Origin of the sequence: Corynebacterium mucifaciens, assembly GCF_012396315.1 — a bacterium.
GTDB classification, from domain to species: Bacteria; Actinomycetota; Actinomycetes; order Mycobacteriales; family Mycobacteriaceae; genus Corynebacterium; species Corynebacterium mucifaciens.
This window is the reverse complement of record NZ_JAAXPF010000015.1, coordinates 23,813-37,208: the sequence shown is the minus strand read 5'-3', so window position 1 is coordinate 37,208 and position 13,396 is coordinate 23,813. Positions and strand designations below refer to the sequence as shown.

The 13,396-nt window shown below is 65.9% G+C and carries 14 protein-coding genes and 4 tRNA genes; 9 read left to right on the top strand and 9 right to left on the bottom strand.

All coding sequences use genetic code 11. The annotated features are described in order from the left end of the window. Positions 1 to 186: 186 nt before the first annotated feature. From dprE2 to HF989_RS10105, 3 genes are read right to left on the bottom strand one after another with little or no spacing between them, the layout of a single operon-like run. Positions 187 to 951 (bottom strand): decaprenylphospho-beta-D-erythro-pentofuranosid-2-ulose 2-reductase, encoded by a 765-nt coding sequence (gene dprE2, locus HF989_RS10115; RefSeq protein ID WP_168686191.1) that lies wholly within the window; start codon positions 949 to 951, stop codon positions 187 to 189. A gap of 12 nt (positions 952 to 963) precedes the next feature. Beyond that, positions 964 to 2,361, bottom strand: a complete 1,398-nt coding sequence (gene dprE1, locus HF989_RS10110; RefSeq protein ID WP_168686189.1) for a decaprenylphosphoryl-beta-D-ribose oxidase — start codon at positions 2,359 to 2,361, stop codon at positions 964 to 966. Positions 2,362 to 2,382: 21 nt separating this feature from the next. After that, positions 2,383 to 2,619: a hypothetical protein gene (locus tag HF989_RS10105; protein WP_168686187.1), complete on the bottom strand. Its 237-nt coding sequence runs from the start codon at positions 2,617 to 2,619 to the stop codon at positions 2,383 to 2,385. 25 nt (positions 2,620 to 2,644) lie between these two features. Here HF989_RS10105 and HF989_RS10100 point away from each other — a divergent pair, with 25 nt between their 5' ends. Both HF989_RS10100 and HF989_RS10095 read left to right on the top strand, forming a co-directional pair. Further along, the gene (locus tag HF989_RS10100; protein WP_168686185.1) at positions 2,645 to 3,427 is read left to right on the top strand and encodes a hypothetical protein; all 783 of its coding nucleotides are present in this window, start codon (positions 2,645 to 2,647) and stop codon (positions 3,425 to 3,427) included. Positions 3,428 to 3,438: 11 nt separating this feature from the next. Then, positions 3,439 to 3,882 carry a GtrA family protein gene (locus HF989_RS10095; protein ID WP_343033603.1) on the top strand — a complete coding sequence of 148 codons (444 nt, stop codon included), beginning with the start codon at positions 3,439 to 3,441 and terminating at the stop codon, positions 3,880 to 3,882. Here the strand turns inward: HF989_RS10095 and glfT1 are convergent. Next, a complete protein-coding gene (glfT1, locus tag HF989_RS10090; RefSeq protein WP_168686183.1) occupies positions 3,845 to 4,747 on the bottom strand; it encodes a galactofuranosyltransferase GlfT1 in 903 nt (300 codons plus the stop codon). The genes HF989_RS10095 and glfT1 overlap by 38 nt on opposite strands. A gap of 54 nt (positions 4,748 to 4,801) precedes the next feature. On the opposite strand from glfT1, the gene HF989_RS10085 reads away from it, so the two are divergent. Next, positions 4,802 to 5,773, top strand: a complete 972-nt coding sequence (locus HF989_RS10085) for a hypothetical protein (protein WP_168686181.1) — start codon at positions 4,802 to 4,804, stop codon at positions 5,771 to 5,773. Between the two features lie 99 nt (positions 5,774 to 5,872). On the opposite strand, the gene wzt is transcribed toward HF989_RS10085, so the two are convergent. Beyond that, a complete protein-coding gene (gene wzt, locus HF989_RS10080) occupies positions 5,873 to 6,685 on the bottom strand; it encodes a galactan export ABC transporter ATP-binding subunit Wzt/RfbE (RefSeq protein WP_038609105.1) in 813 nt (270 codons plus the stop codon). Positions 6,686 to 6,697: 12 nt separating this feature from the next. Continuing rightward, on the bottom strand, positions 6,698 to 7,609 hold the full coding sequence (gene wzm / locus HF989_RS10075; protein WP_168686180.1) for a galactan export ABC transporter permease subunit Wzm/RfbD: 912 nt from the start codon (positions 7,607 to 7,609) through the stop codon (positions 6,698 to 6,700). 82 nt (positions 7,610 to 7,691) lie between these two features. Between wzm and HF989_RS10070 the strand changes: the two genes are divergently transcribed. Further along, entirely contained in the window at positions 7,692 to 8,903 is a 1,212-nt protein-coding gene (locus HF989_RS10070) for an aminotransferase class V-fold PLP-dependent enzyme (protein WP_168686178.1), read from the top strand. Positions 8,904 to 8,919: 16 nt separating this feature from the next. On the opposite strand, the gene HF989_RS10065 is transcribed toward HF989_RS10070, so the two are convergent. Beyond that, on the bottom strand, positions 8,920 to 9,858 hold the full coding sequence (locus tag HF989_RS10065; RefSeq protein WP_168686176.1) for an NAD(P)H-quinone oxidoreductase: 939 nt from the start codon (positions 9,856 to 9,858) through the stop codon (positions 8,920 to 8,922). A 52-nt stretch (positions 9,859 to 9,910) separates the two neighbouring features. Here HF989_RS10065 and HF989_RS10060 point away from each other — a divergent pair. Continuing rightward, positions 9,911 to 9,995 (top strand) — tRNA-Ser (locus HF989_RS10060). A gap of 6 nt (positions 9,996 to 10,001) precedes the next feature. On the opposite strand, the gene HF989_RS10055 is transcribed toward HF989_RS10060, so the two are convergent. After that, entirely contained in the window at positions 10,002 to 10,499 is a 498-nt protein-coding gene (locus tag HF989_RS10055; RefSeq protein ID WP_168686174.1) for a hypothetical protein, read from the bottom strand. A gap of 73 nt (positions 10,500 to 10,572) precedes the next feature. Here HF989_RS10055 and HF989_RS10050 point away from each other — a divergent pair. From HF989_RS10050 to HF989_RS10035, 4 genes are all read left to right on the top strand, one after another. Further along, positions 10,573 to 10,663: transfer RNA gene (locus tag HF989_RS10050), tRNA-Ser, on the top strand. A 2-nt stretch (positions 10,664 to 10,665) separates the two neighbouring features. Further along, a tRNA-Arg gene (locus HF989_RS10045) sits at positions 10,666 to 10,738 on the top strand. Positions 10,739 to 10,797: 59 nt separating this feature from the next. Continuing rightward, complete coding sequence (gene mgtE, locus HF989_RS10040; RefSeq protein ID WP_168686172.1) at positions 10,798 to 12,159, top strand: magnesium transporter; 1,362 nt, start codon at positions 10,798 to 10,800, stop codon at positions 12,157 to 12,159. 86 nt (positions 12,160 to 12,245) lie between these two features. Then, a tRNA-Arg gene (locus HF989_RS10035) sits at positions 12,246 to 12,321 on the top strand. A gap of 42 nt (positions 12,322 to 12,363) precedes the next feature. On the opposite strand, the gene HF989_RS10030 is transcribed toward HF989_RS10035, so the two are convergent. Next, positions 12,364 to 13,368, bottom strand: a complete 1,005-nt coding sequence (locus HF989_RS10030; RefSeq protein ID WP_168686170.1) for a prephenate dehydrogenase — start codon at positions 13,366 to 13,368, stop codon at positions 12,364 to 12,366. Positions 13,369 to 13,396 lie beyond the last annotated feature (28 nt).

The window sequence follows — 13,396 nt, the reverse complement described above, 5'->3', positions numbered from 1 at the left end:
GCAACCACCGGGACCTCAACAGCCGGAGCCGACGTCAACACCGACGGCACCAACTGAGGCAACTGCGAATCGGTCATGAACAAAACCTCCTACGGTTCGTCGTTCACAACCACCTTGGCACTAAGGGGTTTTTGAAGAAAGTTCCCGGGCGGGGAACTTTTTCGGCCGAAAAACCTCTAGACGCCCCTAAAAGTTCAGCTTGCTCATGATCGGCGCCGGGATGGCTTTCAGTACCATCGAGATCGGGCCGAAGAGCTTGTGCACGAACACGGAGGACTTGCCGGCCAGGGCGGCGTCGACAGCTGCCTCGGCGACGTCTTCCTTGTTCACAGTCAGCGGGGCCTCGTCAAGGCCCTTGGTCATCTTGGTGCGCACCTGGCCGGGGCGCACGACGGTGACGGTCACGCCGTCGTCCTTCAGGGCCTCGCCGAGTTGCAGGTAGAAACCGTCGATGGCGGCCTTGGACGCGCCGTAGACGAAGTTGGAGCGGCGCACGCGTTGGCCCGCCACGGAGGACATCGCAATTATCTTGCCGTGGCCCTGGCGCTTCATCTGCTGGCCCAGCAGGACGCCGACGGACATCGGGGCGGTGAAGTTGGTCTGCGCGGACGCGACTGCCGCCGCCTGGTCCTGCCAGAGCTGCTCCTGGTCGCCGAGGGTGCCGAACGCCACAACCGCGACGTCGACCTCCCCGTCCTTGAAGGCGGCGTCGATGACGGCCGGGTGGGAGGCGAAATCAAGTGCGTCGAAGTCGATCAGGCGCACGTGGCCTGCGCCGGCGCGCTGGACTTCGGCGATAGCACCGTCGATACGCGGGGAGTCCTTGCGCGCACACAGGGTGACGGTGGGGTTGCCGCCGCGGGAGGCGAGCTCGTCGACGATGGCGAGGCCGATCTCGCTCGTGCCACCGAGGAGCAGGATGTGCTGGGCTTGGCCTACTGCATTCAACATGGTCGGTTCTCCTTAGTTCAGCTCGAGTCGGCGGGACATATCGGACGCGAACACGCCGGTCGGGTCGATTTCGCGGCGGGTCTTTAGCCAAGCGGGCAGCTCCGGGTACATCTTGTGGAACTTCTCCGCGGAGGTGCGGGACTCCTTGGCCAGGTAGAGGCGGCCGCCGAATTGCATGACCTGGTCGTCGAGGCGGTCGAGGAATTCGTTGAGGCCTTCTCGAATTGGGAAGTCCACGCACACGTTCCAACCCTTCATCGGGTAGGACAGCGGCGCCTGGTTGCCCTCGCCGAACAGCTTGAACACGTTCAGTGCCGTGTAGTGGCCGGAAGCTTGGATGTCGTAGATGATGTCCTTGAACGGCTCGACGGCGTCGGTTGGCACCACGAACTGGTACTGCAGGAAGCCGGCCTTGCCGTAGCCGCGGTTCCACTCGCCGATAAGGTCCAGCGGTTGGTAGAACTGCGTCAGGTTTTTCACGTCGTTCCTGGACGGCTTGCCCATCAGGTAGTACGCCTCGCCGATGGCCATGAGCGAGAGCTTGTTCATGGTCCAGGACGGGAAGATGTCCGGCACCGTCATCAGCTGCGGGGCGTTGAACTTCAGTGGGTCCTTGGCCAGCTTCGGCGCGAACTCCTTGAGTTGGTCCAGGGTGGCCAGCGAACCGCGGGAGATGGTGGAGCGGCCGGTCTTCGGGGGGCCGGAAATGGCATCGAACCAGGCGGAAGAATAGGTGTAGTTCACTTCCGAGCCGTCGGAGTGCAGGGCGATCGTCTCGTCGAGCGTGTCCGTGCGGTCGGTATCCGCGATGAAGTAGGCGGTTTCCGTGAACGTCATCTGGATGCGGGCGCGCAGGATGATGCCGGTCAGGCCCATGCCGCCGACGGTGGCCCAGAACAGCTCGGCGTTCTCGCCGTTCGGCTCCAGGTGCAGCACTCGCCCGTCCGCCACCAACAGCTCCATGGACAGTACGTGGTCGCCGAACGAGCCGGCGGAGTGGTGGTTCTTCCCGTGGATGTCCGGGCCGATGGCGCCGCCGATGGTCACCTGCCGGGTACCCGGCAGAACCGGCACCCACAGGCCGAAGGGCAGCGCCGCCTTCATCAGCTGATCCAGCGTCACGCCGGCGTCCACGTCCACGATGCCGGTGTCCGGGTCGATAGAGTGGATGCGGTTGAGCGGCGTCATGTCGACGACCAAACCACCGCCGTTTTGGGCGGGGTCGCCATAGGAGCGTCCCATGCCGCGCGCGATCACGCCGCGACGCTTGTGCTCCGGAAGCTCGGAGTTCTCGTCGGCCACCTGCTTGACTGCCTGGGCGATGGTGTCCACGTCGGCGGTGGACAGGACCTGCGCAGTTGAGGGGGCTGTGCGGCCCCAGCCGTAGAGGGATCGGGTTGTCAGTTCCATGGCCCTAACCCTACGCGGGAATTACAGGTCCATGATGCTACGAATCTCCGCGGGAAGCTCTTCTTGGCTGGAAATCACAGGTTTGCCGGCTTCCTTGTGCTCGCGCAGGATCTCGTAGATCCTCGTCCTGCCTTTGGAGTCCACGAAGGGCATCTCTTCCGCCATCAGGCGGACCATGAAGTCGGACAACGGAGCGTCGGTACGCTGCGCGGCCTCGTGGATCGCGTCCGGGTCGTCGCCTTTGTAATGCTTCCTCATGCCGGATAAGCCTATATTGGGCGCCATGTCCAGCACCCTCTACCGCTCAAGCCACCTGGCGCCGGTGATTCGCCTTGCGCGCCGCCGCGCGGGTGCGACGCTGCTCGTGCGCGTCGGGCTTGTGTCGGACGAGGCGGTCTACCGCTGGGTCGGCATCGAAGAAACCACCTCCATCGCCGAGTGCTGCCACGTCGTCGGTGAGGTCTTCGGCACCACGGGTATCGGTGCGGACGCGCCGCAGGAGCTCAAGCTTCACGACGTCCTCCGGTCGCCCGGCCAATCCACCCATTTTTCCCGCGGCCTTTGGTCCTTTGAAATGCAGCTGGCAGATATTTACCCGCGCGACGAATCCACCCCGCCGTCCGTGTGCGTGGCCGGTTCCGGCGCCTTTGGCGGCGTTCCCTTCGACATCGCGAAGGTCAACGCGCGGCTGATCGGCGAGGTTACCGGGGTGGGGTGCCTGCGCGCCGAGGTGCGCGAGTTCATGGCGCGGGCCAAAGGCCACGACTTTGCGCCGCTGTTGCAGGCGTTGGACGTGGGTGCGGGGCCGAGGCTGGCCTCACTGCCAGTCGAAGACGACCCGGTGGCCCGAGACGCGTTTTGGTCCATCGTGTTCGCGCTGACCTGCTGCGCGGGCGAAGAAACGGCGCAGATTGCCCAGAGTATCTTCTCTTCGCTGGGGCACGAGGAATCGTACGGCGAGATGCGCTCCCGTTGCGCCGAGTCCCTCGCCCGACTCGATGCCGTCGCCGGCGAGAGGAGCCAAGCCGCGATGTTGGAAATCTACCGCCAGCTCATGCGCGGGTAGGGTAATCGCCCGTGGCTTCGACTTCTACCCTGAAACGGCAGCTTGTGCCCTTCCTGCTCATCGGTGTGGGTTGCGCCGTGATCGACTTTGGCATCACCTACACCCTCAACGAGCCGTTGGGGTGGCAGCGCGACTTCGCCAAGGCCGTGGGCTGGGTATTCGGCACCGCCGCCGCGTACGTGCTCAACTCCAAGTTCTCCTTCAACGCCAAGATCAACGCGAAGAAGGCCAGCGCCGTGTTCGTGCTCTACGCGGTGACCTTCGCGGTCCAGTTGGTGCTGTGGCGGGTGACGGATGTACCTTTGGCGTCGCTAGGCCTGGTGAACCCGTGGAAAGACGCAGTCTCCTTCGTCATCGCGCAGGGCGTGGCCACCGTGACCAACTTCGAGCTGCAGCGGCACCTTATTTTCAAGGAGGCTAAGGTCGCCGAAAATCCTCTCGCGCCCCCCGCCTGAGCAGCTTCAGCCATTCGACGAAGCCCTTCGGGTCCTTCCTTTCCACGAGGAAGAACCAGCCGAAGCGGACCACTTCCTGCAGCTGCATTGTCTTCATACCGCGCTGGTTGATGATGTAGCCGCGGTTGCGGTAGGTGAAGTAGCGCTTGGTCGGGTTGTCCGGCCACTGCGCGTGGGCGCGACCGCCCATGATGGGGTGGAACTCGCCGGAGCCGTCCGGGTGCAGGTAGAAGGTGGTCAGCGCCGTGCCGTACTTGAGCTTGGACTGTGCCAGGCGGCGGTGGTACTCCACCTCGTCGCCCCGGATGAACAGGCGGTAGTCCGGCACGCCGATGCGTTCCATCGCCTTCGCGGAGATCAGGGCGCCGTTGAACAAGCTGGCGTATCGGGGGAGGAAGTCGCCCTCTAGATCGTCGACTCGCCTGTGCCAGGTGGTGCCTTGCCTCAACGGAAAGGCCAGCTTTTCCGGGTCGTCGATGTTGGCCACCACGGGGGACACCTCCGCCAGCTGGTGCTTTTGGGCGGTTCGGTACAGCTCCTCCAAGACGCCGTGGTCCTTCGGGCGGCCGTCGTCGTCCGCGCACCAAATGGCGTCGGCGCCCAGGGCGAGCGCGTGGAGGAACCCGTACGCGAACCCGCCCGCGCCGCCGAGGTTTGTGTTCGAGGGCAGATAGACCGCGCGCTCGGCCGCGAGGTCGTCGAGAAGCTGCCGCACCTCGTCCTGCGCCCCGTTGTCCACCACGATCACCCAATCCACCGGGTGCGTCTGGTTCACCACCTGCTCCAGCGAGTGTTTGAGCAGCTCAACACGACGGTGGGTGACAATCACGGCGGCGGTCGTGCCGCGGGGATCAAGCGCAGTCATGGCCTTTATTGTGCCCGAGGGATCCAAACGCGCTTGGCTTGCGTCTAAGTGGGCATGGATGTGGAGTTTGAGGCGGTGCTCACGCACGCGAGCCAGCGCGTTGCGGGGACGGAGTACAAGAGGATCAGCGGGAAGCGCTACCTGGCGGTGAACCATTGTCGGGAGCAGTGGCAGGTGGAGCTGGGGGCCAAACACCACCCGCGCGGGGTGCCCTACTGGGCCCCGGCGGCGGCGCGCGCGGTTGCCCACGCGGTGGAGCGGCCCGGCGCCGTGGTCGGCGGGTTTTCGGCGCTGGCGTTGTACGGGCTGCGGTTTTTGGTGGAGGGGGCGGACACGCTGTTGTTCTGCGCTACGTCCAAAAACCAGCCGGGCGGGGCATGCTCCCCGGCACTGCGACGCCCGAGTGCGAGGCCGGGTGAGGTGTGGAAAGTCAGGCACCGGGGCGTCACGATTCGGGCCGCGGCCCCCGCCGACGCGGTGGTGCAGGCGCTGAAGGAGATCACGCGTGGCGGGCACAGATGGGCGACGGTAGGGGTTGCCGGCTTGACCAAGGAGGAGGTCATGGCGATCCAGCTCGTTGACTGCGCGCGCAGGTTCCTCGGCGTGCAGCCCTCCCAGATCCGGGCGGCGGCCGCGCAGAAGATCAACGCCGAGTGGCTGGAAGGGGTGCTGGCCCGCAGCAGCTGTCTCGCGGACTCGCCCAAGGAAACTGAGATGCGCCTGCTGGTTCGGGCGCTGACGGCCGAGTACGGGTGCACTGCGCAGGAACAGGTGCCGTTTATCGTCGACGGGGTGATTGTCACCGTCTTTGACCTGGCAATTCCGGAGATCAAAGTCGCAGTGATGTATGACGGTGCCCATCACGGGGAGCGGAAGCAGAGGAACAAGGACTCCTCCATCACGTTGAAAATGATCCGCGGCGATTGGACGCCTGCACGGTGCGCCTCGGAGACCATGTTTGAGTGCCTGGAGCTCATTGAGGACCTGCTCCGGAAAAGAATTCACTCCGGCAAACCGGTTGGGTGAACACATTTGGGTGAACAAATTCCCGACCTGGGGGTAGTGAACAAATCACCGGCGATTTCGGAGGTTTGTTCACTAGCCGGTGAACTAATTTGGAGGGGCCTACTGCTTGCCGACGCCAGCTTCGCCCTCCCCGTGGAAGCGCTCCACCAGCTCCGCGACGTACTCGCCGGTCTCCGGCCCCTCGTACGCGCCCACCACGTCGGCGACGAGGCCGGCCTCCCTGATCTCGCCCTTGTCCACCCAGAGGGCGGTGGTGCACAGCTGGGCCAGGAAATCGTTGGAGTGGGAGGCGAACACCAGGATGCCGGACTTCTCCACCATCTCGGCCAGCTTCACCCGGGCCTTCGCCATGAAGGCGGCGTCGACGGCGCCGATGCCCTCGTCCAATAAGAGAATCTCCGGCTCGATGGAGGTGACCACGCCAAGGGCCAATCTGACCCGCATGCCCGTGGAATAGGTGCGAAGCGGCATGGCGAGGTAGTCGCCCAGCTCGGAGAACTCCGCGATCTCGTCCATCTTCGCCTTCATCTGTTTGCGCGTCTGGCCCAGGAACAGACCGCGGATGATGATGTTCTCGTAACCGGAGATCTCCGGGTCCATGCCCACGCCCAGGTCGAAGACGGGCGCCACGCGGCCGCGCACGTCGGCCACGCCGCGGGTGGGCTCGTAGATCCCGGACAAGAGCCGCAGCAGCGTGGACTTGCCGGCGCCGTTATGCCCGACAAGGCCGACGCGGTCGCCTTCGCGCAGGTGCAGGTTGATGTCGCGCAGCGCCTCTACAACCACGGTGTTCGAGTCGTTTTTGCCAATCGTGCCACCGGCCGACGACATCACGGCCTTCTTCAGGGAGCGGGATTTCGCGTCGAAGATGGGGAAGTCCACGCAGGCGTTGTAGGTGTCGATGGAAACCAAGTCCGAGCCCTCCTAAACCCAGTACGGCACGCGGAAGCGCCAGCGCTTCATGGCGAGCAAAGTGATCAGGACACCGGCCACCGTGCACGCGATGACGATGCCCCAGTGGTAGGTGGCCAGAGGTTCGTCGATAAGCGGGGCGCGCACGATTTCGAGGTAGTGGAACAGCGGGTTGATTTCCGCGAGCATCGCCCGCTTTTCGACGACTCCGCCCTGCTCCTTCAGCGTGCGCGTCGTCCACACGATCGGTGTGACGTAGAAGAGGAGCTGCACGAGCGCCTCGAGCAACGGCGCGACGTCGCGGAAACGCGTGGCCACCATGCCGAAGAACATGGCGACCCACACGCCGTTGACCACCAGCAGCGCCAGGCCCGGAATGAACAGCAGGGTGTGCAGGGTCAACGGGATGCGGAAGATGAGCACCAGCAGCAGCCAGATCGCCATGTTATGGGCCAGGAACAGCACCTGTCGCCACACCAGGCGGTACACGTGGACGGAAAGCGCCGATGGGAGCTGCTTGATCAGGCCCTCGTTGTCGATGAAGACGTTGGCGCCGTCCTTGATGCAGCCGGAGATGAAGCCCCAGACGATGAACCCGACGGTGACGTGGGGGAGGAATTCCGCGACGTCGATTTGAAACAGCATGGAGTACAGCAGGCCAAGCGCCAGCGACATCACGCCGGTGGCGATGGTGATCCACAACGGGCCCAGGGTGGAGCGCTTGTACCGCTGCTTGATGTCCTGCCAGCCCAGCTGCAGCCACAGCTCGTGCTGGTTCCATCCGCGCACCAGATCCTCGAACGCGCGGCCGAAAGTCTTGGACTTCGACGGCGGCGTGTTCTCGCCCGGAGGGCTGGTCATGCGGGCGACGTCGGCGCGCAGCTGTTCTACGTTGTGCACGCAGTTCACCCTAGTGCACCGCATTTTGGTGCCCGAGCTGGCGGTGTGCGCCGTGTCGGACGGGCGTGCATAATGAGGTGCATTCTTGCGTGAAGGGAGGTCGGCCGTGGCGTATGACGTGTGGGGGGTGCGCGGCTTGTACACCTCGCTGAGCGACGGCTGGACGTACCTCAACGCCCACCACCAGCCCCAGGTGCCGGAAAAGGTCGCCTCGGCGGTGTGGCGCAGCGTCCGCAGCGCGGCGTCCGTGCCGCCGCCGGAGCCGGTTCTGGGCTCCCACTCCAAGCAGTTGCTGGGCCAGCCCGAGGGAGAGCTCTACCCGGAGATGGCGCGCGTGGCTATCGCGGACCTGGCCGGGGTCGGCGCGAACCAGGTGATCCTCGGCCCCAACGTGCCGGCGCTGTACTCGGCGCTGGTGGCGGCGATGCGCCCGATGCTGCGCCGCAGCTCCACCGTCGTACTCAACCCGCTGGACCGGGCGCCGCTAACCGCGCGGCTGCAGCGCGCCGGGATGGAGGAGAAGTGGGCGCAGGCCGACCTGGCCACCGGCGACCTGCCGGCGTGGCAGTACGCCGAGATCGCGGACGGCTCGACCCGCCTGGTGTCCGTGCCGGCGGCCCACGCCGAGCTGGGCAACGTGGTTGGCGTGTCCGGCATCGTGGACGCGGTGCGGGAAAAGTCCCGCGCGTGGGTGCTTGTCGACGCCACGGCGTACGCCCCCTATCGCCCCCTCGACCTGGACGCCTGGGGCGCTGACGTGGCGGCGGTGGATGTCGCCCAGTTGGGCGGGCTGGACATCGCAGCGCTGATCTTTCGCGATGCCGCCATGTTCAACCGCCTCGACATGGGCGCGTTGGACCTGCAGGTTTCCCAGGGGCTGGCTGGCGGGGTGCCCGCCGTCGTGGACCACTACGCCTCGCTGGTGGAGGCGCCGGCCGGGCGCGCGTCGCGCCGCAATCGCCTCAAGCACTCGATGGGGGAGACCACTGCGTACCTCAACGGGCTGCGCGACGACCTGCACACGTTTTTGGGCACGCTGCCCGCTGTGCACATCGTGGGCGTGAGCGGCGAGGCGGCAGAAGACACGAGTGTGGAGCGCATTCCGCGCCTCGCGTTCGGCGTCACCGGCGTGCCCTCGGAGACCGTGCTGCGCCGCCTGCTGGCCAACGGCATTGTGGCCACCCAGACCTGCGCGAGCCCGCTTCTCGACGACATGGGTGTCGCCGACATGGGCGGTGCCGTCACCATCTCCATGTCGCCGTTTAATACCCAGAACGACATCGAGCAACTGGTGCGGACGGTGGCGTCGCTGGCGTAGCCTCGCTTCCGCTCGGCTACGAAACCGTGAGGAGGATTTTCCCGGTGTTTTCGCCGGAATCCAGGTGCTCGTGCGCCTTCTTCGCGTCCGCCAGCGGGAAGCGCTGTGAAATGTTCGGTGTGATCGCGCCGGACTCGAGAAGCGGCCAGACGTGCTCCACGGTGGACGCGACAATTGCGGCCTTCATCGGCCGCGGCCGCGCGCGCAGGGTGGTGGCCGTGACCGACAGCCGGCGCGGCATCATCCGCCCGAGCGACAGGGTGCCCTTCGGCCCGCCCTGCACCGCGATGACGATCAGGTGCCCGTCCGTGTTCAGGGCCTTGATGTTCTGCTCCAGGTACGGCCCACCGACGACGTCCAGGATCGCGTCCGCCCACCCGGGCAGTTCTTCCGCGAAATCCTGTTCCTTGTAATTAATGAGGACATCGGCGCCGAGCTGGCGGCAGTATTCCAGCTTTTCCGCGGACCCTGCGGTCACCGCCACCTCGCACCCCATGGCCTTGCACAGTTGGATGGCAAAGGAGCCGATGCCGCCCGCGCCGCCGTGGATGAGCACCCGGTCGCCCTCTCGGATGCCTGCGAGCATGCCGAGGTTCGACCACACCGTGCACGCCGCCTCGACCACACCGGCGGTCTCCTCCAGGGTCAGCCCCTGCGGGATGGGCGTGAGCTGGCCTTCCGGCACCGCGACGTACTCCGCGTACCCGCCGCCAGCGAGCAGACAACCGACCTGCTCGCCCTCTTTGCGGTCCGTGGTGCCCGGGTCCGCGATCACGCCCGCGCACTCCAGCCCCATAATCTCGGGCTCGCCTTCCGGCGGCGGATACTTCCCGGCGGCCTGCATCAGGTCGGCGCGGTTCACACCGGCCGCGGCCACCTTGACGAGGACTTCGCCGTCGCGGAGGGAGGGCGTAGCTGCGTCGTCAAGCTGAAGGTCCTTGCTGATCACTTTCATGGGCTCCTCTTTCGCATGGTGTACAGTAATTTCGTCGCTTTTTCGGCGACGTGGAGACGTGGCAGAGCGGCCGAATGCACCGGTCTTGAAAACCGGCGAGGTTTATCCCTCCGCGGGTTCAAATCCCGCCGTCTCCGCCGCTTTTAGGCGAGCTCGTCCGGGAACAGCTCCGGCATGGTGTGGAACTGGCGCTCGCCGGGGAAGTCCGAGGGGACGCCGGCGAGCAAATCCTTCGCCCGCTTCGTGTCCGGACGGTTCTGGCCGGCTACAACCTGGACCTGCTCGACGGGGAACTCGCCGCGCAGCTGGACCACCGCGGCGCCGTCGTTGCGGTAGGCGAAGTTGCTGCCCAGGAGATCGTTGAGCTCCTCGATGCTCTCGGTGGATGTGCCGAGGTTGTCGGCGCGCCAGTTGCCCTGGAGGTCGCCGAGCGGGACGCCGAGGAGGACGATGCCTTCGGAGGTTGTGGTCAGCGCGGAGGTCTTCGGGGTGAGGTAAAAGGGCACTGATGCGCTCTCGCCGACCAAGGGGCCGGTGGCGAGAGAATCCAGCTTGGCGGGGAACCAAACGAGGTAGTCAGAGGGGTTGTCGGAGGTGTCGCGGGCGGCGAGGCCGGACGTGAGCCAGGTGTGGATTTTCATGCTGGCGAGTATACGGACTTTCTGCAGGCCATTTGGTCGCGCGGACCGTTCCGGGTAGGATGGATCGAGGCTTGGAGATGTGCCAGAGTGGCCGAATGGGGCTCCCTGCTAAGGAGTTGCCCCCTTGACGGGGGCCGCAGGTTCAAATCCTGTCATCTCCGCCACCGCGCCCGTAGCTCAACGGATAGAGCATCTGACTACGGATCAGAAGGTTGGGGGTTCGAATCCCTCCGGGCGCACAATGCTTTTCGGGGTGGCTGTGCGGGCGCAGCACAGTCGGGGCGGGTACCCTCACCGTGTGAATACGGCCAATGGGGCGACGCTCGCCCAGCTTGAAAAACAACTTCGCCGGCGCCGGATCGACTCCGGGGACCTTGACGGCATCCAAGACGAACTCGCAGATATTCCGCTGCACGAGATCATTCGCGTGGTGGAGCGACAGCCGTCGGAACGCGGGGCGGTGCTCATCCGCCTGCTCCCGCCCGAGCGCGCGTCAGCGGTGTTCGATGTACTCGATCCCGTGCATCAGGCGGAGATCGTGGAGGAGCTGGCCAGCGACGACGTCGCCGGACTCTTCAGCTCGCTGGGCGCGGAGGACCGCGTGCGCATGCTGGACAACCTGCCGCCGAAGATCGCCGAGCGGTTTCTCGGGGACCTCGACGAGGACGCCAGGGCGGACACCAACCTGATTCTGGGGTACGAGAAGGGCTCGGTCGGCCGCGAAATGAGCCCGCAGGTCGCCGTGGTTGAGCCGGGGGAGTTGGTGCGGGATGTCGTCGAGAAACTGCGCGCGCACGCGGACGACCTCGAGACCATCTACACCATCCCTGTGGTGGCCGACGAGCGCACACTGTGCGGCGCGGTGAGCCTGCGCGACCTCTTCGTCGCGCAGCCGGACGCCCAGGTGGGCGACATCATGCGCGAGATTCCGTCCCTGCGCGACACCGACGGGGCGGAGGACGCCGCGCGGCGCCTGCTGTCGTCGGGCCTGCTCGCGTTCCCGGTGGTGGACCACGGCAACCGCGTCGTGGGCATCTTCACGCACGACGAGGCCGCCGACATCGTCGAACACGCCGACAGTGAGGATTCCGCGCGCCAGGGCGGTTCCGAGTCCCTGAAGCAGCCGTACCTGTCCACGCCGGTGTTGAAGCTGGTGCGTTCGCGCATTGTCTGGCTGTTGGTGCTGGCGCTCTCCGCAATCCTGACGGTGCAGGTCTTGGACATATTCGAGGGCACCCTCGCTGAGGTCACCGTCCTGTCCCTGTTCATCCCGCTGCTCACCGGCACCGGCGGCAACACCGGCAACCAGGCGGCGACGACGGTGACAAGGGCGCTAGCGCTCAACGATGTGTCCAAGGGTGACATCCTCAAAGTCGTGTGGCGCGAGCTTCGAGTGGGCGCCACGCTCGGGGCGGTGCTCGGCGTGCTCGGCTTGGGCATTGCGTGGGCCGTTTTCGGCCAAGACATCGGAATGGTCATCGGCGCCACCCTGTTTTGCGTATGCACGATTTCGGCGATGGTCGGCGGCATGATGCCGATTGTGGCCAAGACCGTCGGCGCCGACCCGGCGGTATTTTCTAACCCCTTCATCTCCACCTTCTGCGACGCGACGGGTCTGATCATCTACTTCCTCATCGCGAAGTCGGTTCTCGGGCTGTAATTTACCCGTCTGGCCTGCTGTTTTGGCCGGAAGTTCACCTGGGTGTAATGTTCTTCTTCGTTGTCGCGAGACAGCAAGAAGGAAATGCGCCCGTAGCTCAACGGATAGAGCATCTGACTACGGATCAGAAGGTTGGGGGTTCGAATCCCTCCGGGCGCACCACACCTCACGCCCCAGGCATTGCGCCTGGGGCGTTTTGTGTGCCTAAAACACCTCGACACGCCCACCCAGGGACTCGATCTGCGTCAGCTGCGTCACCCACCCCGCCGCACCCGGGTGCACGCGCATCACCGGGCGAGACGAAATCTTCACGGGAGAGACCGACTCGCGCCGGGCACCCTTGCGCGCCGCCATGCGCAGGTGGGCGCGGTGACCCGACTCTGCGAGCTCTTGCATCGACGGGGGAGTGGCTGCCAGCGCGTCGCGCGCGCTCTGCAGCCGCGCGATGTACTCGTCCAGCACCGGCACGAGGGACTCTGCGTTGGTCTCGCACATGTTTTGCACCAGCTCCGGGGCGGTGCTGGCCACACGGGTTGCGCCGCGGAAGGAGCCCGCGGACAGGGATTGGGCGAGGGTGCCGCCGCGGTCGCCGACTAGCGCCAGCGCCTCGGCGATCACGTGGGGGAGGTGGGAGACGCGGGCGACGGCCTCGTCATGGCGGCCCACCGACACGGGCACGGCCTCTGCGCCCACCACAGAGGCCAGTCGGCACACGGTGGTAAACAGCTCGGCCCAGGAGGCGTCATCCGGGTGCTCGCGCGCGTAGTCGTAGGTCACGGCCCAGGCTGCCCCGGCGAAGAGGCCCTCCTGTGAGGCGGTCCAGCCCGAAAACTCCGTGCCCGCCATGGGGTGCCCGCCCACGTAGCGGGCCTCCATGCCGCGCTCCACGATGAGGTCGTAGACGGGCTGTTTCACGCTCACCACGTCCGTGACCCAGCAGCTGGGCGCGTATTCGGCCACCTGGTCGAGCACGCCCGCGGCGGCGCGCATGGGCACCGCGACCACGACCAGTGCGCGCTCATCTTCGGCGCGGCGCAGCACTTCCTCCACGGAATTGGAGACGTCGAACCCTTCCCGTCTCGCCCCGCGAGCGCTGTGCAGGGTGAAGCCGTAGACTCGCTCGCCGCGCGCGTGGAGGTCGCGCATGAGGGACCCGCCGATGAGTCCGAGGCCGAGAATGCACACTGGGGGCAGCTGATGGGTAGTCACCGGCCTAAGTCTAGTGACACCCCCACGC